Origin of the sequence: Chryseobacterium sp. RLHN22, from assembly GCF_051011795.1 — a bacterium.
Classification (GTDB): domain Bacteria; phylum Bacteroidota; class Bacteroidia; order Flavobacteriales; family Weeksellaceae; genus Chryseobacterium; species Chryseobacterium zhengzhouense.
Genome location: NZ_JBPCHW010000012.1, coordinates 1 through 21,469 on the forward strand (window position 1 = coordinate 1; position 21,469 = coordinate 21,469).

At 32.4% G+C, this 21,469-nt stretch carries 25 protein-coding genes; 15 read left to right on the forward strand and 10 right to left on the reverse strand.

The annotated features are described in order from the left end of the window. Positions 1-808: 808 nt before the first annotated feature. The 3 genes from asnS to ACR1PN_RS12670 form a co-directional block, all read right to left on the reverse strand. Positions 809-2,257, reverse strand: coding sequence for an asparagine--tRNA ligase (gene asnS / locus ACR1PN_RS12660; RefSeq protein ID WP_433980324.1), 1,449 nt, complete (start codon positions 2,255-2,257; stop codon positions 809-811). Positions 2,258-2,381: 124 nt separating this feature from the next. Further along, complete coding sequence (locus ACR1PN_RS12665) at positions 2,382-2,981, reverse strand: CDP-alcohol phosphatidyltransferase family protein (RefSeq protein WP_433980325.1); 600 nt, start codon at positions 2,979-2,981, stop codon at positions 2,382-2,384. Between the two features lie 17 nt (positions 2,982-2,998). Continuing rightward, entirely contained in the window at positions 2,999-3,472 is a 474-nt protein-coding gene (locus ACR1PN_RS12670; protein ID WP_433980326.1) for a hypothetical protein, read from the reverse strand. Positions 3,473-3,560: 88 nt separating this feature from the next. On the opposite strand from ACR1PN_RS12670, the gene ACR1PN_RS12675 reads away from it, so the two are divergent. Genes ACR1PN_RS12675 through ACR1PN_RS12685 form a run of 3 tightly spaced genes read left to right on the forward strand, consistent with a single transcriptional unit; the run spans position 3,561 to position 5,083 of the window. Next, on the forward strand, positions 3,561-4,511 hold the full coding sequence (locus tag ACR1PN_RS12675) for an XRE family transcriptional regulator (RefSeq protein ID WP_433980327.1): 951 nt from the start codon (positions 3,561-3,563) through the stop codon (positions 4,509-4,511). Between the two features lie 49 nt (positions 4,512-4,560). After that, the gene (locus ACR1PN_RS12680; RefSeq protein ID WP_433980328.1) at positions 4,561-4,812 is read left to right on the forward strand and encodes a hypothetical protein; all 252 of its coding nucleotides are present in this window, start codon (positions 4,561-4,563) and stop codon (positions 4,810-4,812) included. Continuing rightward, the gene (locus ACR1PN_RS12685) at positions 4,802-5,083 is read left to right on the forward strand and encodes a type II toxin-antitoxin system RelE/ParE family toxin (protein ID WP_433980329.1); all 282 of its coding nucleotides are present in this window, start codon (positions 4,802-4,804) and stop codon (positions 5,081-5,083) included. The genes ACR1PN_RS12680 and ACR1PN_RS12685 overlap by 11 nt, the downstream gene beginning before the upstream one ends. Here ACR1PN_RS12685 and rimM read toward each other — a convergent pair whose 3' ends face one another. The 5 genes from rimM to ACR1PN_RS12710 all read right to left on the reverse strand — a co-directional run bounded on the left by rimM (position 5,084) and on the right by ACR1PN_RS12710 (position 8,404). Beyond that, entirely contained in the window at positions 5,084-5,626 is a 543-nt protein-coding gene (rimM, locus tag ACR1PN_RS12690) for a ribosome maturation factor RimM (protein WP_433980330.1), read from the reverse strand. 94 nt (positions 5,627-5,720) lie between these two features. Next, the gene (locus tag ACR1PN_RS12695; RefSeq protein ID WP_433980331.1) at positions 5,721-6,284 is read right to left on the reverse strand and encodes a 30S ribosomal protein S16; all 564 of its coding nucleotides are present in this window, start codon (positions 6,282-6,284) and stop codon (positions 5,721-5,723) included. A gap of 263 nt (positions 6,285-6,547) precedes the next feature. Then, positions 6,548-7,072, reverse strand: coding sequence for a nitroreductase family protein (locus ACR1PN_RS12700; RefSeq protein ID WP_433980332.1), 525 nt, complete (start codon positions 7,070-7,072; stop codon positions 6,548-6,550). Between the two features lie 221 nt (positions 7,073-7,293). Beyond that, positions 7,294-7,743 (reverse strand): hypothetical protein, encoded by a 450-nt coding sequence (locus ACR1PN_RS12705; protein WP_378183608.1) that lies wholly within the window; start codon positions 7,741-7,743, stop codon positions 7,294-7,296. Between the two features lie 130 nt (positions 7,744-7,873). Beyond that, positions 7,874-8,404, reverse strand: a complete 531-nt coding sequence (locus tag ACR1PN_RS12710; protein ID WP_433980333.1) for an SRPBCC family protein — start codon at positions 8,402-8,404, stop codon at positions 7,874-7,876. A gap of 233 nt (positions 8,405-8,637) precedes the next feature. On the opposite strand from ACR1PN_RS12710, the gene ACR1PN_RS12715 reads away from it, so the two are divergent. Next, complete coding sequence (locus ACR1PN_RS12715) at positions 8,638-10,695, forward strand: M3 family metallopeptidase (protein ID WP_433980334.1); 2,058 nt, start codon at positions 8,638-8,640, stop codon at positions 10,693-10,695. 34 nt (positions 10,696-10,729) lie between these two features. On the opposite strand, the gene ACR1PN_RS12720 is transcribed toward ACR1PN_RS12715, so the two are convergent. Beyond that, positions 10,730-11,320, reverse strand: a complete 591-nt coding sequence (locus ACR1PN_RS12720) for a tyrosine-type recombinase/integrase (RefSeq protein WP_433980335.1) — start codon at positions 11,318-11,320, stop codon at positions 10,730-10,732. 1 nt (position 11,321) lies between these two features. Continuing rightward, positions 11,322-11,555 (reverse strand): phage integrase N-terminal SAM-like domain-containing protein, encoded by a 234-nt coding sequence (locus ACR1PN_RS12725; protein WP_433980336.1) that lies wholly within the window; start codon positions 11,553-11,555, stop codon positions 11,322-11,324. Between the two features lie 310 nt (positions 11,556-11,865). Here ACR1PN_RS12725 and ACR1PN_RS12730 point away from each other — a divergent pair, with 310 nt between their 5' ends. From ACR1PN_RS12730 to ACR1PN_RS12780, 11 genes are all read left to right on the forward strand, one after another. After that, positions 11,866-12,333, forward strand: coding sequence for a MarR family winged helix-turn-helix transcriptional regulator (locus ACR1PN_RS12730; RefSeq protein ID WP_433980337.1), 468 nt, complete (start codon positions 11,866-11,868; stop codon positions 12,331-12,333). A 10-nt stretch (positions 12,334-12,343) separates the two neighbouring features. Then, positions 12,344-12,847, forward strand: coding sequence for a transposase (locus ACR1PN_RS12735; protein ID WP_433980338.1), 504 nt, complete (start codon positions 12,344-12,346; stop codon positions 12,845-12,847). 227 nt (positions 12,848-13,074) lie between these two features. Then, the gene (locus ACR1PN_RS12740; RefSeq protein ID WP_433980339.1) at positions 13,075-13,830 is read left to right on the forward strand and encodes a DUF5684 domain-containing protein; all 756 of its coding nucleotides are present in this window, start codon (positions 13,075-13,077) and stop codon (positions 13,828-13,830) included. Positions 13,831-14,011: 181 nt separating this feature from the next. Next, positions 14,012-15,184 (forward strand): hypothetical protein, encoded by a 1,173-nt coding sequence (locus tag ACR1PN_RS12745; RefSeq protein WP_433980340.1) that lies wholly within the window; start codon positions 14,012-14,014, stop codon positions 15,182-15,184. Positions 15,185-15,356: 172 nt separating this feature from the next. After that, positions 15,357-16,136 (forward strand): hypothetical protein, encoded by a 780-nt coding sequence (locus ACR1PN_RS12750; RefSeq protein WP_378183625.1) that lies wholly within the window; start codon positions 15,357-15,359, stop codon positions 16,134-16,136. Positions 16,137-16,308: 172 nt separating this feature from the next. Continuing rightward, positions 16,309-17,043, forward strand: coding sequence for a hypothetical protein (locus ACR1PN_RS12755; RefSeq protein ID WP_433980341.1), 735 nt, complete (start codon positions 16,309-16,311; stop codon positions 17,041-17,043). 234 nt (positions 17,044-17,277) lie between these two features. Further along, positions 17,278-18,288 (forward strand): hypothetical protein, encoded by a 1,011-nt coding sequence (locus tag ACR1PN_RS12760; RefSeq protein ID WP_433980342.1) that lies wholly within the window; start codon positions 17,278-17,280, stop codon positions 18,286-18,288. Positions 18,289-18,457: 169 nt separating this feature from the next. Then, positions 18,458-19,315, forward strand: a complete 858-nt coding sequence (locus ACR1PN_RS12765; protein WP_433980343.1) for a hypothetical protein — start codon at positions 18,458-18,460, stop codon at positions 19,313-19,315. A 134-nt stretch (positions 19,316-19,449) separates the two neighbouring features. Next, complete coding sequence (locus tag ACR1PN_RS12770) at positions 19,450-20,181, forward strand: WG repeat-containing protein (protein ID WP_433980344.1); 732 nt, start codon at positions 19,450-19,452, stop codon at positions 20,179-20,181. Between the two features lie 43 nt (positions 20,182-20,224). Further along, complete coding sequence (locus ACR1PN_RS12775) at positions 20,225-20,698, forward strand: hypothetical protein (protein ID WP_433980345.1); 474 nt, start codon at positions 20,225-20,227, stop codon at positions 20,696-20,698. Between the two features lie 66 nt (positions 20,699-20,764). Then, positions 20,765-21,292, forward strand: coding sequence for a GNAT family N-acetyltransferase (locus ACR1PN_RS12780; protein WP_433980346.1), 528 nt, complete (start codon positions 20,765-20,767; stop codon positions 21,290-21,292). Positions 21,293-21,469: the final 177 nt, after the last annotated feature.

Below are 21,469 nucleotides of genomic sequence, written 5' to 3' on the forward strand. Positions count from 1 at the left end.
TTTGATGACCTTAAATTCTTGTTTCCATTCTCTCAACCTCACTCCTGCTCCCGTTTTACCGGACTGCAAAGATACAAATCTTTTTAAAACTCACAACTTTTATTTCTGAAAATTAAAAGTTTTTTTTTCGATTCGTTTCTTTATTATCTGATGTGTTATATTTTATATTCTCATCTCTAATAAAAGTGATTCCTTAATGTTATCTGCTTATCTAAAAGCTCTTCTGCGCTTACTGAACCTCTCTCGTTTTTCAGTGCGGCAAAGATAAGACGGATTTTCAATACAAAGCAAATGCCAAAGTGATAAATTTTATCATTGTGCGGAATAAATAACAGTAATAAATTGTTTTACAAGTAGTTATATTACAGTATTGAGTTATCCACATTAAGGGTTAGAGTGCGGAACAGTTACATTTTGTTTCAAAAAAATGAAATCCCAGTGGATGGGAATGATACAAAGGTTTCTCAATATTAGTAGTAGAATAGGAGACAATAGCTAATTGGAAATCTGCATATTGTAAATACATATTGTGAATAGACTGTTCAGCAAATTTAATGTGTATTTAAATTTGAGTTGTGTGGAATAAATTGTTGGCGAATGAATACCCAGTATTTGGAGAGCTAAAACCCTAGCCCAGATCGCAACGGCATCCTTTTGCGATGAGGAACGAAGAGCAAAAGATACAGTGGAGAGCTGGAAATAGCTCCTCACAAAAACCTAAGTCGGTATTCAGAGATTTTTATCAGAATGAACAATAAAAAATGTCCCTGAAAAAATTCAAGGACATTCATATCTTTTAAGTTGAGAATTAAAATTCTGCGTTCTTCGGAGTTCTTGGGAAAGGAATTACATCTCTGATGTTCGTCATTCCTGTTACAAAAAGTACAAGTCTTTCCAAACCAAGTCCGAAACCTGCGTGTGGAACCGATCCGAACTTTCTCGTATCAAGATACCACCACAATTCGTGCTCGTCAACGTGCATTTCTGCCATTTTTGTTTTCAGAATATCTAATCTTGCTTCTCTTTCTGAACCACCGATGATTTCACCGATTCCAGGGAAAAGTACATCCATTGCGGCAACCGTTTTATTATCATCATTCAGCTTCATGTAGAATGCTTTGATCTCTTTTGGATAATCAAATAAAACGACAGGACACTCAAAATGCTTCTCAACCAAGAATCTTTCGTGCTCAGACTGAAGATCTGCACCCCATTCTTCAATCGGATAAGCAAATTTTCCTTTTTTATTTTCTTTTGAATTCAATAAAATCTCAATCGCTTCGGTATAAGAAACTCTTTTGAAACGTTTAGCAATTACATTTTCTAACTTTTCAATAAGACCTTCTTTTGCTCTTTCTTTTTCAGGTTTTGATTTTTGCTCTTCTGCAAAACGTTTGTCTAAGAAATCCAAATCATCTTTACAGTTATCTAAAACATACTGAATCACATATTTCAGGAAATCTTCCGCCAAATCGATGTTGTCTTCAAGGTTGTTGAAAGCAACTTCAGGCTCAATCATCCAGAATTCAGCTAAGTGACGGGTTGTGTTTGAGTTTTCTGCACGGAAAGTCGGACCGAAAGTATAAATTCTTCCCAATCCCATTGCTGCAGTTTCTCCTTCAAGCTGTCCGGAAACCGTTAAGTTTGTCTTTTTTCCAAAGAAATCCTGACCGAAATCAATATCTCCCTGCTCGTCTCTTGGAATGTTGTTTAAATCAAAATTGGTTACGCCAAACATTTCGCCCGCTCCTTCTGCATCAGCTCCGGTTACAATCGGCGTGTTGATGTAAAAGAACTGGTTTTTGTTGAAAAAAGAGTGGATTGCAAAACTCACTGCATGACGTACTCTGAAAACTGCACCAAATAAATTGGTTCTGAATCTTAAATGCGCCTGCTCTCTTAAAACCTCCAACGAGTGTTTTTTAGGCTGAAGAATTGTTTTGTCTCTTTCTTCTGTGAAGTTATCTCCTAAAATAATGATTTTTTTAGCGATAATTTCTACGGCTTGTCCTGCTCCCTGGCTTTCTACCACCTCTCCTACTACTTTTAAAGAAGAGGCTGTACTGATTTTAGAGATAATTTCTTCGTCAAAATTTTCAAAATCAACTACAATCTGCAAATTATTAATCGTAGAACCATCATTTAACGCAATAAAGCGATTTGCACGGAAAGTTCTTACCCAACCGTAAACTGTAATGTCATGATGTAATACTTTTTTGTAGTCCTGAAGGACTTCTTTAATGGTCTGCTTTTTCATTTGTTGATGAATAAAATTTTTGTCTAAAAAATTAATGTCCGCAAAGTTACAAAAAACAGCGTAAATTTTAGATATTACGCTGTTCGATTTAAAAATCACATTTAATTCTAAAAAATCAATTATTTTAATTAAAAAAAGTTGTCTTTTTTCTTTGTATTCCGTTTCTGATTTTCCAAGCGTGATAAAAACTAGGAACATCATAAGTCCATTTAGGAAGAATCAAAATAATGAGAATGACATCTAAATGAGAAATGAAGCCTAAAGCAATTGTTAGATAAAATGCCCAACCGATCTGCTGGAATCCTATTAAAAAAGTAAAAGCCAGCAATAAACTCAATCCCCATAATTTTGAAAGCCATGCATGAGTACAGGTTTCTTTACCAAATTTTATCCAACTGATCATATAACAAAGCGCTTCCATGATAAAAATTAATAAAATGCTTTGCCACTCATCTTTTATTAGAGTCGGATTTAGAAAATAAGCTGCAAAACCTAATGATAACCAGAACACCAAATCAACCTGACTGTCGAGTCTTCTTAATTTTTCGGAGGAAACACCAACTTTTCTTGCGATAATTCCGTCGAAAATATCGGTAAATAATCCTATGTACATTAAAGTAAGAATTATAAATCTTAATTCGGCACCATTTAAATAAGAAATTAAAATTATAATTGGAGCCAAAAGGAATCGAATTGCTATTAATATATAAGGTATATTTTTCATGATTTAAATTTTAAAAATTAAAAAACGAGATTAACTCCGAAAGAAAACCGAAAACCTTCTGTAGGAAAATATTTGTACGTTTTATATTCGAAATTGTATCCTAATTCAGCGGTAAAAAAGTAGTAGAAATTGATACCGAATTTTGGTGAAACTGTATTTGGTGTAATTCCGGCTCCAGCATACAAATGCTTTATCATATTTTTATCTCCTTCAAATGTTGCCACTTTTCGAAAATAATCCAGTTCCGGAATAACAATAAATTTTCTATCGGGTAAGTCCCACCAATTAAAATAACCGCGTAAACTCACATAATTATTTTCATTAATAGGAATTTTAGGACCAAAAGAAAAGAATGCTTTATTATCAATTGATGTCGCTTCGATTCTTGTACTCAATATTAATCCTATAATTTTCCAGTCTTTTTCACTTCCAATTTGAGATTTAAATAAGAAAGAGGACAAAAGCAACGTAACTAGTATTAAATTTTTCATAATCATGGTTTTAAAATTATAATTCAAAACTATTTATGAAAACCGCTTTTCTGAATGCGAAAAAAAATTAAAATAAATTTCTACATTTGTGAAAATCGCAAAAACCATGTATCAGGAAGTTTTACTAAAACAAATCAGAAAGAAAATCGGCGACAAATCTCTGAATGATGAGATTGCAAACATCCTCAACATAAGCTATGATGCAGCGCATAGAAGAACTTCTTTAAAAGCCAAATTCAGTTTTGAAGAAGCATTGGAATTGGCAAAATATTATCAGATTTCTCTGGATCAGTTTTTGAGAGCAGAAAATCAATTGGTGGTAAAAAGAACTCAACCTGTAAAAACACAGGAAGATTTATTGCACTTTTTTGAAAGCTCATTACAGATTCTGAATGTTTTTCAAAGCATTAACCAGTCAAAAGTATATTATTCTGCGAAAGACATTCCGTTTTTTTATACGATTTCAGATACTATTCTTTCCCGATTTAAATTTTATGTTTGGATGAATTTACTGAATGAAGATAAATTTCTCGGTCCATTTGAAGATTTTGATTTGCCCTATCATTCGCCAAAAAACGAAATGCTGAAAGATTTGTATGAAAGTCAAAATGTAACCGAAGTCTGGAATGACACTACGATCATCAGTATTTTGATGCAGGTTAATTTTTATTCAGAAATGGGACTTTTGAAGTATAAAGATATTGTGCTGATTTTGGATGAAGTGAGAAAGGTTTTAGAAAATATTGAATATAAAATTCAACATAATCCTAATTTCAGCTTTTACGTGAACGATCTGGTGATTTTAAGCAATAATATTTTGTTTAAAAATGAATATCAATCATCATTTTTTATTCCCTTCAATATGTTTGGATACATGATGACAAATGATGAAAACACCTGTAACGACACCATTATTTACTTCGAACATGAAATAAAAAATTCAAAATCGTTAAACACTTCAGGAAACAGAGAGCGGAAAGTATTTTTTAATAAGATGTATCAGCAGATTGATAATTTACAGGAAAAACTTAAAATTTAATCTGGAAAATATTTAAAATTTAATTTCTAACTTTGATAAAATTCCAAAAATGACAACTACAGAACAATCTATTTATAAGGAAATTACCGATAAACTGAAAGACGCTCCTAAAAATGTTTTAGAGCGGGTCTTAGGGTATGTAGACGGTGTTTTAGACATAAAAGATAATCAATACCCTCATGAATTGAAAATGCAAATACGTGAAGATTACACCGAATACAGATCAGGAAAATCTGCTTTAATCGACGTCGAAGAAGCTGAAAAAAATATCGAAAATTCAATCTCAAGAAATGAAGATTGAAGTTACGGAACAGTTTAGAAATAAACTGAAAAGGCAGGTACAGTACATTTATTCAGACAAACCTTTAGCTGCTAAAAAATTTAATAAATCAATCTTCTCCAAGATCAGAGGAATTTCTGTGAATCCTAAAATCAACAGAAAATCGATATTTTTTGAAGACGAGAATATTCGTGATTTAGTTGTGAAAGGATACCTTATCGTTTACGAAATACTTCCTGCTAAAGACAAAATTGTTGTTTTCGGATTTTACAAATGGGAAGAAAAACTTTAATTACTCATCCTTTTTCGAAGGCACTAAAAACACATCAATCAACCCTTCCGGAAGTTGCATTTTGATGAATCTTTCATCACGATTTACTTCAAGAATCCAATCTTTGATAATCGGAATCACAACTTCTTTCCCATCTAAATTGGTTACAAAATAATTTTGTGCAGTTTGGTCATTTACCGATCTGATTACTCCACAGTTGTTATCTTCTTCATCAAAAATTTCAAAACCGATGATTTCATGGTAATAAAATTGCTTTCCGGTAAGTTTAGGCAAAGAAGTCAGCGGTAAGTAAACACTTTTACCTAAAGATTGATCTACCAAAGCTTCTGAAGAATTTTTAAAAGCAATATTCAGAGCATCAAGTTTGCTCCATGAAGATTTTTCAATAAAAAAAGGAACCAATAAGCCGTTGATTTCTAAAAAGATAGAATCCAGTTTTTTATATAGTTCAGGCTGATCTGTATCCAGTTTAAGAATAACATTTCCAGCAAGACCATGCCTTCTGGTAATTTTTCCTAAAAAATAGCAATCTTCTTTTTTCATAATAAAAATCTAAAAAATGTGAATCGAAATCAATTTATTTTATACAACAAAGACACGAAAAAATCGTGCCTTTATTTATATTTCTTTTAAAGAATTAAGCCTGAGTTTCTTCAGTTCCTTCTGCTTCAGCAGTTGGCTCTTCAGTTGTTTCAGCAACTTCTTCAGCAGGAGCATTTGCAGCCTCTTCAGCAGCTTTCGCATCAGCTTCAGCTTGTGCAGCAGCAGCGATTCTAGCTTCGTTTACTTTAGCTTCAGCTTCGAAAGCAGCTTTCTTAGCATCAGCTTTAGCAGTAGCTAAACCTTCTACTTTACCTTGTACTTTAGATTCTTTAGCTTCTAACCAAGCGTTGAATCTCTTCTCAGCTTCAGCCTCATCGAAAGCACCTTTAGCAACACCACCTTGTAAGTGTTTTTTGTAAAGAGCACCTTTGTAAGAAAGAATCGCTCTAGCCGTATCAGTTGGCTGAGCACCGTTGTTTAACCACTTTACAGCAGAATCAACGTTCAAATCAATTGTAGCAGGGTTAGTAATTGGGTTGTAAGTTCCGATTTTCTCGATGAATCTACCATCTCTTCTCGCTCTAGAATCTGCAACCACGATATGGAAAAAAGGTCTTCCTTTTGATCCGTGTCTCTGTAATCTGATTTTTACTGACATAATGTTTGAATTTTATGGGAACTCGTCCCGATTAAATATTTAAGTGTGCAAAGATAACAAAAAAGTTCAATATTCAAGACTTAATATTCAAAATTTTAAAACATAGAATGATGAATACGAAATTTTGAATTTTTAGGAGCCGGGAACCTGCTTTCCGCTGTATCTTTTGCGTTGCAAAAGGATGTCGCTGCAATCAGGGCTATGATTTTTGTTTGCAAATCACAATTTTTCTTTACTGCCAAAATTGGTAAACTGTTACATTGTTAAATTGCTACATCATCCAAATTTCCCATGTAAAAAAGTCCAAGACATTTTTGATTTTCCTCAATCGTCAAAGAATCTTTCAGATGGTCAACCAATTTCGGAGAACTCCAGTAACAGCCGACATTATTCGCAGTACACGTAAGATACATATTCTGAACCGCCATAGAAACGGCTGCGATTTCTTCCCATTCAGGAACCATACCACTGAAATTAACAACAATCGAAACCACAGTATCCGCTTTATTGATTTTAAAACCAATATCATTGTATTTTTTTTCTAAAAAAACCTGTGGAGCGGTAACCGACTTGTAAATCTCCTGCATTTCTAAAGCCAATTTTGCTTTTTCCTCGCCTTTAAAAATCTTAAAACGCCAAGGTTTTGTACGCTTATGATTTGGGGCAAATGTTGCCGATTGAAGGATTTCGTTGATAATATCCTGTGGAATTTTGGTGTCTGAGTAATCTTTTGGAAAGATACTTCTTCTCTGTTCTATGATCTCTTTTAAAACTTCTGCTTTGTTCATACAGACAAAATTACGGAAAATGTGGAGAATTTGAGATGCGGGATGCGGGATGCGTAGCAAAATTAAAGTGAGAATTTTTTAACGCAAGATTTTTGTGGTAATTTTTTGTGAATTTTATTAAAATGCCACGAATGCACGATTTTTTTAAGTTTAAAAATTTTATTCGTGTATTTGTGGCAACTTATTTTTGTTCTTTTTACTTTTTACTTTTTACTTGACTCTTAAATAATTTCTACAATCTTCTGATGAATTTTATTCAGTGTAAATTCTTCACCAGATTTCATACCGATCATCTTTTTTGCCATCGGACTTTCCGGGGAAATGGCATAAAAACGGTCGCCTTCAAAAAAGAATTCCCCCAAAGAAACGGAAATATAGAAACGAGCTTTATTGGTGATGACCAAAGACCCCAAAACAACTCGATCTGATTCAGTATTCAAAACCTTTTTCATCTGCATCTGCATCATTTTCAAATTTGCCATCTGCTTATCTAAATGGTAAATTTCATCCTGCATTTCTTCCCGAATAGAATCGTATTTAGAGGTCTTTTTTATTTCGCGACTGGCTTCCAAAGTAAAATTTAAATAAAATTCTAATGTTTTTACTTTCCCAGAAATCATATCTCGTACAAAAATCCGTACATCATTTTTATTATATATCGCCTTCCGCATACATCGTAATCTTTTACATAAAGATAATGTTTTAATTTAAATTCAAAAAAAAAACTGTTTCTCAAATCGAAAAACAGTCATTCTTTTATAATTAAGCTAAGGCTAAAAGCCAAATGTTCATCAACAAAATTTACTCTACCAATTTCTTGAGATTATCCAAACCATCTTCATAAGATTTTCCCATTTGATAATCCATCATTGGGTGCATGATTTTCATCCAGGTTTCCTGCTTTGTATCCATGCTCCAGGTCACTTTTGTAGAATTCCCTTCTGAAGTCAGAACAATATCAGAGATTGCCTGTCCTTCAAAGGGCCTTTTAAAAAGCATCTCTGTTTTTTGCTTTTCATTTACTACCAATTCTTTAATTTCCTGACATCCGGCTCCTGCATCGTCATTTTTACTGTCCCAACAGTATCTGTCTCCTACTTCACCGGGATTTCCGCTATAAGTAATTGTCATGTTTTTGTCTAATTTCATCCATGGATTCCATTCATTGAAAGCTTTCATCGTACTGATCTGTTGCCAGACTTTTTCTTTCGGAGCATTCAAAACAACTGATTTTTCATAATGATAATTTTCTCCGAAAACCAACATTGCAATAATGGCATAAATAATAAATAAGAGGATAATTCCACCGATAATTTTTAAAAAAGTTTTCATAGTTTTAGATGCGTTAAGTTTATAATTTTATTGTGTTTATTATACTGAATAATAGATTCAAATTAAAAATCTGTTGTCAAAATTAATATTTCTCTTCACATTTCATCTTTTCATATGACAAGAATAATTTTCGAGAGGCATTTTTGTCATAAACAGTGGTGAAGGCATTGTTTTTGTGAATTGAGAATCTGTATCAATCAAATAATTAAATTTACATTAATAAAAAATACCACATGAATATTTTAACAGAAAAATTCAACACACCATATCACGCTGCACCGTTTAACGAAATTAAAAAAGAAGATTACCTTCCTGCTTTTAAAGAATTAATTCGGAAGTCAGAAGCAGAAATCGATGCTATCGTGAATAATGCAGAAGAACCAACTTTTGAAAACGTAATCGAAGCGTTGGCTTTTTCAGGAGAGCAACTGGATGTGGCTTCTAATATATTTTTCAATTTAAATTCTGCCGAAACGAGTGATGAATTACAACAAATAGCTCAGGAAGTTTCTCCTATTTTAACGGAATATTCTTCAAAAATTTCTCAAAACGAAGCGCTTTTCAATAAGATCAAAAAAGTGTTCGACGAAAAAGAGAAATATAATCTGAATGAAGAACAGCAAATGCTTTTGAATGAAACCTATAAAGGTTTTGTGAGAAGCGGTGCTTTATTAAATGAAGAAGACAAAGAAAAACTGAAGAAAATCAATATGGTTTTGTCTGTGAAATCTCTTCAGTTCGGGCAAAATGTATTGGCTTCAACGAATAATTACTTTAAACATATTACCAACAAAGAAGATTTGGCAGGAATTCCGGAAGCCATTCTGGAACAATATGCCGAAGAAGCAAAAGAGAGAAATCTGGAAGGTTGGGTTGTGACTTTACAGTATCCAAGCTATATTCCGTTCATGACTTATGCTGAAAACCGTGAATTAAGAAAAGAAATTGCGTTGGCAAACGGTAAAAAGTCTTTTGACGGCGGAGAATTTGATAATCAGAATTTAATTAAAGAACTCTTAAATTTAAAACAACAAAAAGCGGAATTATTAGGCTACACCAATTACGCAGACTATGTTCTGGAAGAAAGAATGGCAAAATCTCCTACAAAAGTTTTAGATTTTTTAAATGAACTTTTGGTGAAAGCAAAACCTTATGCAGACAAAGAAATTGAAGAATTAAAATCTTTGGCAAAAGCTGACGGAATCGATGAAATGCAAGCTTACGACCACGCTTTTTATGCCGAAAAACTTCGTAAAGCAAAATATGATCTTAATGACGAGGAATTAAAACCTTATTTCCCGTTAGAACAAGTTCAGGAAGCTGTTTTCGGATTATCAAACCAACTTTTCGGATTGACTTTTGAAGAGAGAAATGACATTCCTAAATATCATGAAGATGTAAAAGTGTATGAAGTTTTTGAAGTACGAAGTGGGAAGATGGAAGATGGGAGTAACAATCCTGAAAAAATTTTTAAAGCTTTGTTGTATGTAGATTATTTTCCGAGAAAAGGCAAAAGAGCCGGAGCCTGGATGACGAGCTATAAAAATCAGTATCAAAAGGATGGTGAAAATTCTCGTCCGCATATTTCGATTGTTTGTAATTTCAGCAAACCGACAAAAGATACACCGAGTTTATTGACGTTCCAGGAAGTAACGACTTTGTTCCATGAATTTGGTCACGCCCTTCACGGAATGCTGGCAAACACTCAATATCCAACGCTTTCTGGAACTTCTGTAAAATGGGATTTTGTGGAATTACCGTCTCAGTTTTTGGAAAATTTCTGCTACGAGCCGGAATTTTTAAAAACTTTCGCCAAACATTACAAAACAGGTGAAGTTTTACCGGACGAAAAAATCGAGAAAATTGCACAGTCGAAAAACTTTATGGAAGGGTATCAGACGTTGAGACAGATCGGTTTTGGATTGTTGGATATGAATTACCACACACAAGTCGGAGAGTTGGAGGGTTTGAGTGTGAAGGAGTTTGAGGATAACTATACGAAAGCGACACAATTATATCCGGCAAATCCTGAAACGGCGATGAGCCCAAGTTTTTCGCATATTTTCCAAGGTGGATATTCTGCGGGATATTATTCTTACAAGTGGGCGGAAGTTCTGGATGCCGATGCCTTCCAATATTTCAAAGAGAATGGAATTTTCAATCCTGAAATTGCTGCAAAATATAAAGTTCTACTTTCTTCCGGTGGCACAAAAGATCCTATGGAATTGTATAAAAATTTCAGAGGAAGTGAGCCAAAAGTGGAGAGTTTGCTGAAGAGAGCGTTTGGATAAAACAATTTAAATTCAAATCCAAAGTCCTCTACACTTAAATGTCTAGAGGACTTTGAATTTTTCTTACCGTTAAATCAGTTACATGCGTATAGATTTGAGTTGTGATTACGCTCTTGTGACCTAACAACTCCTGAATATATCTGATATCGGTGCCATTTTCTATAAGATGTGTTGCGAAACTGTGACGCAGAATATGAGGCGTTACCGGTTTTTGTACTTTTGCTTTTATTGCTGCTTGTTTTACGACCTGCTGAACACTTCTCGATGAGTATTTTTCGTTACTACCGCCTTCAAAGAGGTAGATTTTGGGCGAATTTTTCTTAAAATATTCCCTAAGCAATGGTAAAACAGATTTTGGCAGCATTACATAGCGATCTTTTTTTCCTTTAGCCTGAATTATTGAAATCCTTTCTGATTTTGAATCTATATCTGTAATTTTCAAATTAATCAATTCGCTTACCCGCAAACCACATCCGTACAGAAGACTAATCATCGATTTATGCTTCAGATTTTCAGTTAGCTCAATCATTTTTAAAATCTCTTCTTTGCTGAGATATTTTGGCAATGAATACTCTACTCTTTTCGGGTATAAGTGTGACAATGAAAATTTTCTATTGAACATCATTTCATAAAATAATTTTATAACTTCCTAAAATATGTTTTTGAAATGACTGAGAAATATCTTTTTCTTTTATTTCACGATACAAGTACTTTTCAACAGTAGTTTCGTCTACCTCCTCAATAGCAGTATCATTAATTGATTTGAAAAATGATGATAAAGTAGCAATATAAGTTTTTATTGTCGATTCGCTGTACCGTGCAACTTCGAGCTTTTGTCTGAAAATTTGAGAATATTTCATCAATATATGTTTTATTCAAAAATAATAAACATTCGCCAATCCATAAAATATTTTTGTAAAAATTATTCATAAACAGCTATAAATCAACACCCCAAAGGAAAATACAGTAGTTTTTTTTAATTGGCTTTCCGAATGATATATAGTTTGGATTGACGCAATGCGTAAATTTGGGAGTTATGTGCAACCTTGACCGAACAGCGTACTAACTTCCAACCGACAGACAATTTTAAGACATTCTAAAAAAAATTACTCAAAGCGTTTGGATTATTGTTTAGAAACTATTTATCTTTGTTACTAAGATATTTAGACGATGAGCAATAAACAATCAAACAACTTAGTTGACAAGTTCAGAACTACAAGCCGACAGTATTCTGACGCTTCTATTTTTATGCACGAAGCCATTGCCCGAAAAGCAGGTTTATCGGGTGCAGACCACAAGTATTTGGGACTTATACTTCAACACAAAGAACTAACAGCAGGCGACATTTCTAAACTTACAGGACTGACAACAGGTGCAGTTACGGGTTTAATAGACCGTTTGGAAAAGAAAAAACTATTAAAAAGACAGTTTACCAAAGACGACAGACGTAAAGTGATAATCATTCCCAATCCTGAAAACAGTATGAAACTCCTGCAACCTATTTTCAGCGAACTACAACAAAAAACGACTGACCTCATTGCCTCGTTTACAGAAAAAGAAATTCAAATAATTGAACGGTATTTTACAGAAGCAACAACCATTATGAACGAAACAACCGACAATTTAAACAACAAATAAAATGAACAAAATGGAAAACATAACAGCATCATACATAACAAGAGCCGAACTATGGCTTTGTATCACGACACTCATTTACTTTTTAATGAATGGAGCACAGATTTTTGAAACGCTTGTTTTTGTTCCTAAGTGGACAACTTCACCGCCTGACAATTTCAAACTTTTATTAGACGGACAAGGAACAAGTTTGAAAATTTTTTGGATTGTCTTTCATTCATTACACGAAATCACTTTCATACTTGCGATTGTTTTTTGTTGGAAAATTGACCCGGTAAGAAATTGGCTGTTGATTTTATTTGCTGTGCATTTTGCAGTTAGGGTTTGGACACTTTCCTATTTTGCACCAAACATTTTAGACTTTCAAAAAGTAGCTGAAAATCCATCTCTTGCAAAAGACCTAATTAACCGAACTTCTCTTTGGCAGACACTTAACTATGTAAGAGTAGCAATTTTTGTAGCCGTTTCTATTGGACTTATACCTTTGTGCATTAAGTTGTTTAGCCTACGACACTAACAACAAAAGGAAAGAAAGGCAGCACATAACAAGGGTTTGGCGTAATGGCGGGCGAAGTGCTTCGTACGAAGATTTGTGCTAAATTTGAACTTTGGTGTTTCGTATCAACGGTAGTGCTGTAAAGCCGCCACTACGCCAAGCCCAAAACCGCTAGCTGCAATTTTACAAAAACCGAATATCAAATATTAACTTGACAAATACATAACATAAAGTTCAAAATTAAACCTATGATGAAATTAAAAAACACAATAACTAAATTCTTAACTATACTTTTAATATTTGAATTATTTATAGACATCTTAAAACTTGTCATTCCCGCTCAAATTCAATACCTTGAATTTTCCTATGTTTTTACAATAGTTCGGGCTATATTTTTTATCTTATTGCTTAAAGGATTGTATAAACACAAAATAAAATTTGGATTTATTCTTTTGATAGTTTTGCTATTTCCAATATTCATACAAATAATACAAATCATTTTAGGAAACATATTTATTCATTTTTGTCCACAAATACCTACTGAAAGCAACAACCAAGGTCTGACTGGTTTACTGAATGAAATGCAGAACAATATTTGCTCTTATCCAACTCAATTTGACTTTTTCCCTTACATTGAATTTCCTATTTTTTGTCTTAAACAAATTTTCTCTAATAAAGAATATTCATATTTTATTGGACTTTTATTTTCACCCTATATTTTTTATTTCTTTCTGTTTTTCAGATTCTGTTTGTTTATGTTATTCAAAGAAAATGACAGAAATCCACTTTTGAGTTTTATTCCAATTCTGAATGACATCACAGTACTCAAAATATGCAAAATGCCTTTTACTTGGATTTTTATTTTACTAATTCCTTTTGTACGCCTTTTTGGGCTTTACAAAATCAATAATCGATTATGTGAAATAAAAGGTATAAACAACTCAAATGCAATATGGATGACATTATTACGACCAATATTTTATGGGAAACTAATATTCAAATAAAAACTGCAGCTAACAAGGGTTTTGCGTCAGGCGGGCTAAATTGCAAAACTCAACAGTAGTTTTTCAATTAAACATTAGTAATAAAAACAGCTTTTGTGCTTCGAAATCCCGCCCGAACGCAAAGCCCCAAAACGTTAGCAGTAATTTTAAGGAGCGAACGGACAACAAACAACAGACTAATATGGACAGAGAAAAACCAATAAACATTTCATTGACAAGTACAAATAGCCACATTTTTAAAATCCCACTTGGACAAGGAAGTTTTTCAATTGGCGAAATTGGTATGGACAAAAAGAAATTTGATGTTCTTGTCGAAAAAAAGTTACCAATCAATTGGAATGCGTTCGATGAATTTACCACACCAGCAGGTGGACATTGGCCAAGATTTTTTTATTATTATGGAAACGATATTGGTTTTATTGAATGGTCAAAAAAGAGAGCAATAGAGGATTTCTTTTGGTTCCCTACTGATGAAATTTCAATTGATTTAACTAATGTCCAAATTCGGAGCTTCTCAATTAAAGCAAACGAAAATAGAATAAAGCTAATTTTGGATAATCAAAATATCGACAAACAATTTGGTTTGAAATCACTTAACTTATCAGGGAATATCGAAAATTTTGAGATTGTATCAAATAATTCTAATCCATACATAAGAATTAACCCCAGTACGAAAAAGGGAAAAACAGAATTGCCATATAAACTACCCGTTTTAAAAAGTTTAGATACAATTACTTCGCTCGACATAACGATTGAACCTTTAGGACGAGCTTTTGATTGTGAAGGTTTGTTACAATTCCCTAATCTAAAAAATTTAAACTTGTCAGGAAACATTACAAACGTAAATTGTTTAAAGGACTTCAAAAACATAAAGCGTTTGGGAATAAGATATGCACCAAACTTGGAAAATTTTCCATCTCTAAGTTCTTGGGATAATTTTAAATCTTTTATCGGTTGGAATATTGATGAGATAACAGGAAAAAGATTAAATGCAGAATTAAAGCAATTAACAAAGGAAAAAGAATTAGATTACTCTTCAGTTTCTAAATTGAGAAGTTCTATTTGGTTTACAACAGAATATGGAATTCCATTTACAAATTGGGAAACCAAAAATGCAAAAATTGCCACCAAAGCATACAAAACAGCTTTAAAAGAAATTGCAAAAGCTAAGACAGAAAACGAAGTCAAAACATCAATTGTTGGACTTGTAGAAATCATAAATAAATTACCGAACATAGAAACAGTTGAAAGAGAAGATACAGGAACTGCAATTATCCAGTTAGTTGAGACTTCTAAACTGAATATATCTCACGAAACTACCAATAATTGGTTTGATGAAATTCGAGACTTTTAAAAAACTCTGCTCACAAGGGTTTTGCGTCAGGCGGGCTGACGTATCACTTGGAGTTTTGTACTTCTAATAAACTTTAGCAATAAATTGAAGCTTTGTGCTCCGAAACCCGCCCGAACACAAAGCCCATAAACGTTGGCGGTAATTTTATACCAACCGCTTAAACAACTATACTATGGAAATAATAATACGAAAATCATACTTATTTTGGGAAGGAGATGGATACAAATATGGTGGCTTTGGGCAACTAATTGACAAATTTTCATCTGTTTCAGAAGCTGAAAGTAAAGTTAATGAGCTAACTATTGATTTTTTAAGAAATAAAAATCCAAATATAAAAGACTTTATTTTTTCAAATAACGATTATACAAAAGATATAGAATTGCTTGAGAGAATATCTGTATTTTATCTACAAGAATTTCAACTGGACTTCAAAACCGAATCCTGGCTACCTTCAAATGCAACTGATGAACAAGTACTTAAATTATCGAACCTTCTCCCTTTTCCTTTTTATTCATTTATACGAAAAACTAACGACAGTTTTTATATCAATGAACTCAACGATAGCTTTTGGAGCAACAGCGAAATAAATGCAATAAAAAATTCAGATTGGGACTTTACAAATCTTTGTCCGGGAATTACAGGATCGATAAAGCAACTTTACAATGATATAGAGATGGCAAAAAAGGACGGCACTAAAAAATTGCTTTCAAACATAATTCGTGAAAATAATCACCACCTTTTTATCAAACTTAACAATTTGAAAGACCTGCAATTTGTGAATGAATGGCACAATGCGATTGGTTATTATGAGGAAATTTTACCAAACAATAGACTGAGCGAAAAAACAGAACAAGTTATTGAAAGAATAAAAATAATTGTGAGAATAGAAGATATTTTTATAACAAAAGAAATTTCATTTGAAGAGGCAATGCTATTTGAAGAAATTATATAAATAAAACTGCCACTAACAAGGTTTTGCAATAGTGGGGCTAAACTGCAAAGTTCAACGGTAGTTCTTCGGTTCAACTGTTGTACAAAATTGAAGATTTTTGCTTCGATTGCCCCACCATTGCAAAAGCCCCGAAACGTTGGCAGAAATTTTAAACCGAACTGAAACATACAAGATGAAAAAAATAATTTTTACTATTCCTTTATTTCTAATAGGAATAACATTGTTTGGACAGACATTAACAATAAATAAAGCAACCCTCGATAGAAAAATTCTAAGCCAAAATAGCGATGGAGTTTCAGTTCGAGGGATTATTGAAATTGAATATGAAATTAAAAACAATACAAAAGATACAATTTATTTGTTCACCAGACTTGTAGAACCTTTTCTAGAAGAAAAACCATTTCAAATAATTCAAACCCAAAATTCAATTGAAAAATTTGCTAAAGAATGTGGGGGAAGATTTGTCTATGAAATAATTCCTAGTTCCAATTATTTTAAAAAACTGAATATTGAAGAAGACATAGTAGTAATTCCACCAAAAGGAATAGAAAAAATGAGTATTCAGCGTTATGCTGACGAAGGATTGTGCCCTATGAAAGGGAAAAAAATTGGTTTACAATTAGTTTATAATCTAGTGATGTCAAAATTTAATAAGGCGGAAAGTTTACTAGAAATAAAAAGTGTAGAAGAAGGATTAAAACTTCTTCAAAGTCAAGAGAAAATGATTGAAAATAACAACATCCTAAAAGAACAGCATAATTTAATTAAAGAACTTGAAGCTAGTAGTGAATATCTCACAAATAGGATTGAAAATTTGAACCGCCGAGTTGTTGAATTTGACTATCTTTCGAAGCATTCTTTTACAAGCAAAAAACTTATTAGCAACATTGTTTTTGTAAATGAATAAAACTACCGCTAACAAGGGTTTTGCAATAATTGGGCTAAACTGCAAAGTTCAACGACAGTTCTTCGATTGAACTTTTGTGCAAAATTGGAGATTTGTGCTTCGATTTCCCGCCCGAACGCAAAGCCCCGAAACGTTAGCAAATATGCAGAAAAATCTTGCAACCATAATAAACTTGGTATAAATAGAATTTTAAATTAACATAACTTTAAAAATAAATTTAAATTAAATAAATATATGAAATTTGCACATCTACTTTTATTAGTCTTTGGACTATCATTCTCAATTAGCCAAGCTCAAGATTCAAAAGATATTGAGAAACAAAAATCGAAATTAACACTTGCTGAAGAAGAAAAATTAACAGGCGATTTTGCTACACTCCATGGAAAATATGTAGGAAAAGTAGTGTTTTCGAATTCAGTAATAACTAGAGAAAGTCCTGAATCAAAATTCATTACAACCTATACATTTGGCGACAAATTACATGTCAGAGGATTTTTTCCTAGATCTATTTTAAATAGTAAGCTAATAAGTATAGTTGAAACTGGTAAAACAGTAAAAGAGATGAAATATAATTATTGGGATAAAGAACATTTGGATAATAGATATTTCTTGAAATTATATTTAGATGGAAACTATATTCTAAGTACTCGTACTTCAGAATCTCCGGAGACACTACATGCAATTTCTTCATTATCTATAAATGAAACTTTAAATGATGATGAAAGTGAAAGTAATTTTGGCAAACTTCTTTATAAAGAACTGAAAAACAAAGTTGATTTATTAACTCCTGGAAAGCATAAATTGAAATTAGAATTCACACCTTCTTCTTCTGGATACGATAGTGATTATCAATACAAAAGCATTGCTGTTGGAGAAATTGATATGATTGTAAAAGATAGAAAAATAGACTTAAACGACCCCGATGTATGTTTGCCAATAGCACAAATGAACGATAAAATTCTTGAAGGGAAAATCTTAAAAGCCTTTAAAGCAAAAGGGTTTAAAGCAGAACCTAAAAAAGTAAGAATTGTTTCAAAAAAATGGAATATAATACGAAATGAATACGGAATAATACTAAGGAGATATGTAGAAGCATACATTGGTTATTCAAAAAACGGGAAATGCTATTATGATACTTATAATTTTAACCAAGATTATGATGGTTCTGGTTATCAAGATGAAGTGTATCTCATGGGTGAAGGCATTGGAACAGAACGAGAAAGAAGCTGTGAATGTTTGAAATAACATAAGGAAGTGCACATCTGCTAACAAGATATTGCCAAAAGCGGGGCTGAACGGCTTCGATTGGGCATTTATGCAAGGTTCAACATTCGTATTTCGATTGAATTTTAGTGCTAAAAATCCCCGCTTTCGACAATATCCGGAACGTTATATGCTATTTTAAAAACACACGATGACAAAAGAACATTTTTACATTTCTGAAAACTCCTTAGACTTTACAGGCGATTCGTACTATGAAGAAATTATTGAAACGCAAATTACAAATCAGGAGACACTTATTGAACTTGGCAGAGGAACAGAAATTGTTTTTGAAAACGAAAAACTAATTGAAGTCTATGAATATTATGAAGACAACAGAGACATTTATAGAAGAAAAAGGGAAATCGCCCCAAATGAACTTAACTATAGAAAGCCAATTTACCAACCGAAATCGATACTAAAATCGATAATAAGCACAAGTGGTTTACATCAGATTGGTGGCGATTTTTCTGACGACTTCTATAGACCAAGCGAAAAAATATCTACTTCTTTTCAGTATTTAGGTTACATAAATAACGAAGACCCAACTTTTTCTTGGCTTCCGTACAAATTACATCTAACCTATCCAATTTATTTAGCTGCAGAAATTTTATTTTTAGATTACTCAGATAACAAAAAACCTAAATTATTTAATTTAGATGAGCTTTTGAAATGTTCGCCTATTTTAGATGAAGTTGATATTAATTCAGAAATTAGCTTTATTCCTCAGAATTTTAATTTTCAACCAAGTAATAATTATTGTTTGGAAATCAACTCAGGAATTCCAAATTGGATTCAAGGGCATTATATTCCTAAATGTCCTAAATCAGGAAAAAGAATGCAATTCGTTTGTCAAATTTATAATGGTTCACAAACAGAAAAAAGTAATATAGTTCCTGCAAGTGATTGGAATAAAAACTATTTTGAAAAAATGGAATTTTTTGGAGCTGATTTGTATATTTTCATTGAACCTGAATCAAATATCGTTTGTATGTTTACCCAAGGGACCTAAAAAAAGGCATATAACAAAGGTTGCCAAAAGCGGGGCTGAAGTTCTTCGGTTGAGCTTCTGTTCTAAAAATCTCCGCCTTTGGCAAGCCCCGAAACGTTACTTGAAAGCCACATAAAAAATAAAAAAAAATAAAAATGATGACAAAAATTTTGAACACTATCTTGATAATATCAACGCTAAATAGTTTCGCACAAAAATCAAAATACGACAAAATTACCAAGATTGACAATAATTTTTCTTTTGTTCAAAAAAATGGAAAGTATGGAATTATTGATAATTCCGGAAAAATTATTTTTCCTGTCAAATACTCGCAAATTTTGACTTGTGACATTGATAACTCTCAAAAAACGTACTTCAAAGTTAACTCCGAAGATAAATGGGGATTTATTGAATTAGCAAATGCAAAAACTATTTCCTCTGAAAAATACGATGGAATTGAGTGTTTTAAAGATGGTCTTGCTAAAGTAAAACTAAATAACAAGTATGGATATATTGATGAAAATGGACGAGAAATGATTCCAATTAAGTACGATTGGGTAGCAATGTATTTAACTGATGGACTTGCCGGAGTGAAATTGAATAATAAATATGGGTATGTCGATAAGAACAATCATGCCATTATCCCAATAAAATATGATTGGATTAACTTTTATTTTTCAGACGATTTGGTTGGAGTTGAATTAAATGGAAAATATGGGTTTGTAAACAGAGATGGTCAAGAAGCTATTCAATTAAAATATGATAAGATAGAGAAAAGTTTTTCAAACGGAATCGCATCTGTTATTTTAAATGACAAACTTATTTACATAAACAAAACTGGAAATGAATATAAATCATATGATGACGTTGAATTAGAAAAGAAGTGAAAATAGCCTACAGATAACAAGTTCTTACCAAAAGCGGGGCTGGATGTGCTTCGATTGTGCATTTGTACTACTTTTATTCAGACAAGATGGTTGTGTAATCAATGGATTTGCTCATGAATATCCGCAACAGGAAAAGCAGCAATTAACAAAAAACTTACCTTCAATTTTTAATGAATTTATTTTTGGAGAACCTGTAAAAACTATCGGAACAACTTTTTGTATCTGGACAACCGAAAATGAAAAATGGAAAACTGGCCAAGTAGAAAACTACAACGACAATTCAGAAGAAATGTTGAATATTTTTGATGGAAACCCGCAAACCTATATTGATTGGGCGACAGAATATTATCATGAAAACGCCATAGGAACTGGAATAGCATTGGAACCGGTGACAGAAGTTTATAATGGAAAAACTTTAACAAAAAAAATGGTTTTATCAATCGTTGAAGAACTTGAAGACTGGAAACAGCTTGAAGAAGACCTGAACGAAATTGGATATCCTTACAATTTTAACTAAAAAACTGCCTCGTAATAATTACTCTCCATCAAAATTTTTGTCGTCACATCAATAGCTTCTTTTAAAATGAAATACCTTCTTACTAATCAGCAAACTCAAAGACTTCTTTTCCGAAAATTAGAACATTCGGATTTTGAAAGCTGGCTTGAATTATTCAAAGACGAACACACCACAAAAATGCTCGGAATGGATAATTACAAAAGACCAAAAGAACGTTGCGAAAAATGGTTTGAATGGACTTTTCATCGTTATGAAAACAATCTTGGCGGACAAAATGCATTAGTCTTAAAAGAGACTAATGAACTCATTGGTCAATGTGGTTTATTGGTTCGTGAAGTTGAAAATCAATTTGAATTGGAAATTGCCTACTCTATTCTTCCTGAGTTTCGTGGAAAAGGTTTCGGAATTGAAGCCGCCAACAAATGCAAAGACTTTGCTTTTAAAAATAATTTCCATGAACGATTAATTTCAATTATTCATCCCAACAACAAAAGTTCCCAGAATGTTGCTATAAAAAATGGTATGATCCTTAAAAAACAAATTGATTATTCTTCTATGAAAATGAATCTTTTTGAAGTAATAAAGCCAATATAATAAACTACCCGGCGTTTATTTTAAGATTACCAAGCTCAAGGAAAAGGTTTCGTATTTCAATTTTGTGAATGAAAAATTAAGGTCAGAAATATTTACCTGATATAATTAAATCACTAAAAATAGATTTATTTATTGGTATTCAAATCAAATTTTATATTTTCGCAAGATTAATCTGAA

Excerpts from the sequence above, each read along its gene's own strand:
- ACR1PN_RS12730 (WP_433980337.1), top strand. The coding sequence starts at position 11,866 with ATGAGCAATAAACAATCAAACAACTTAGTTGACAAGTTCAGAACTACA.
- ACR1PN_RS12770 (WP_433980344.1), top strand. The coding sequence starts at position 19,450 with ATGATGACAAAAATTTTGAACACTATCTTGATAATATCAACGCTAAAT.
- ACR1PN_RS12750 (WP_378183625.1), top strand. The coding sequence starts at position 15,357 with ATGGAAATAATAATACGAAAATCATACTTATTTTGGGAAGGAGATGGA.
- rimM (WP_433980330.1), bottom strand. The coding sequence starts at position 5,626 with ATGAAAAAAGAAGATTGCTATTTTTTAGGAAAAATTACCAGAAGGCAT.
- ACR1PN_RS12705 (WP_378183608.1), bottom strand. The coding sequence starts at position 7,743 with ATGCGGAAGGCGATATATAATAAAAATGATGTACGGATTTTTGTACGA.
- ACR1PN_RS12700 (WP_433980332.1), bottom strand. The coding sequence starts at position 7,072 with ATGAACAAAGCAGAAGTTTTAAAAGAGATCATAGAACAGAGAAGAAGT.
- asnS (WP_433980324.1), bottom strand. The coding sequence starts at position 2,257 with ATGAAAAAGCAGACCATTAAAGAAGTCCTTCAGGACTACAAAAAAGTA.
- ACR1PN_RS12695 (WP_433980331.1), bottom strand. The coding sequence starts at position 6,284 with ATGTCAGTAAAAATCAGATTACAGAGACACGGATCAAAAGGAAGACCT.
- ACR1PN_RS12735 (WP_433980338.1), top strand. The coding sequence starts at position 12,344 with ATGGAAAACATAACAGCATCATACATAACAAGAGCCGAACTATGGCTT.
- ACR1PN_RS12775 (WP_433980345.1), top strand. The coding sequence starts at position 20,225 with ATGTGCTTCGATTGTGCATTTGTACTACTTTTATTCAGACAAGATGGT.
- ACR1PN_RS12725 (WP_433980336.1), bottom strand. The coding sequence starts at position 11,555 with ATGAAATATTCTCAAATTTTCAGACAAAAGCTCGAAGTTGCACGGTAC.
- ACR1PN_RS12670 (WP_433980326.1), bottom strand. The coding sequence starts at position 3,472 with ATGAAAAATTTAATACTAGTTACGTTGCTTTTGTCCTCTTTCTTATTT.
- ACR1PN_RS12715 (WP_433980334.1), top strand. The coding sequence starts at position 8,638 with ATGAATATTTTAACAGAAAAATTCAACACACCATATCACGCTGCACCG.
- ACR1PN_RS12720 (WP_433980335.1), bottom strand. The coding sequence starts at position 11,320 with ATGATGTTCAATAGAAAATTTTCATTGTCACACTTATACCCGAAAAGA.
- ACR1PN_RS12685 (WP_433980329.1), top strand. The coding sequence starts at position 4,802 with ATGAAGATTGAAGTTACGGAACAGTTTAGAAATAAACTGAAAAGGCAG.
- ACR1PN_RS12745 (WP_433980340.1), top strand. The coding sequence starts at position 14,012 with ATGGACAGAGAAAAACCAATAAACATTTCATTGACAAGTACAAATAGC.
- ACR1PN_RS12755 (WP_433980341.1), top strand. The coding sequence starts at position 16,309 with ATGAAAAAAATAATTTTTACTATTCCTTTATTTCTAATAGGAATAACA.
- ACR1PN_RS12665 (WP_433980325.1), bottom strand. The coding sequence starts at position 2,981 with ATGAAAAATATACCTTATATATTAATAGCAATTCGATTCCTTTTGGCT.
- ACR1PN_RS12765 (WP_433980343.1), top strand. The coding sequence starts at position 18,458 with ATGACAAAAGAACATTTTTACATTTCTGAAAACTCCTTAGACTTTACA.
- ACR1PN_RS12780 (WP_433980346.1), top strand. The coding sequence starts at position 20,765 with ATGAAATACCTTCTTACTAATCAGCAAACTCAAAGACTTCTTTTCCGA.
- ACR1PN_RS12710 (WP_433980333.1), bottom strand. The coding sequence starts at position 8,404 with ATGAAAACTTTTTTAAAAATTATCGGTGGAATTATCCTCTTATTTATT.
- ACR1PN_RS12760 (WP_433980342.1), top strand. The coding sequence starts at position 17,278 with ATGAAATTTGCACATCTACTTTTATTAGTCTTTGGACTATCATTCTCA.
- ACR1PN_RS12680 (WP_433980328.1), top strand. The coding sequence starts at position 4,561 with ATGACAACTACAGAACAATCTATTTATAAGGAAATTACCGATAAACTG.
- ACR1PN_RS12740 (WP_433980339.1), top strand. The coding sequence starts at position 13,075 with ATGATGAAATTAAAAAACACAATAACTAAATTCTTAACTATACTTTTA.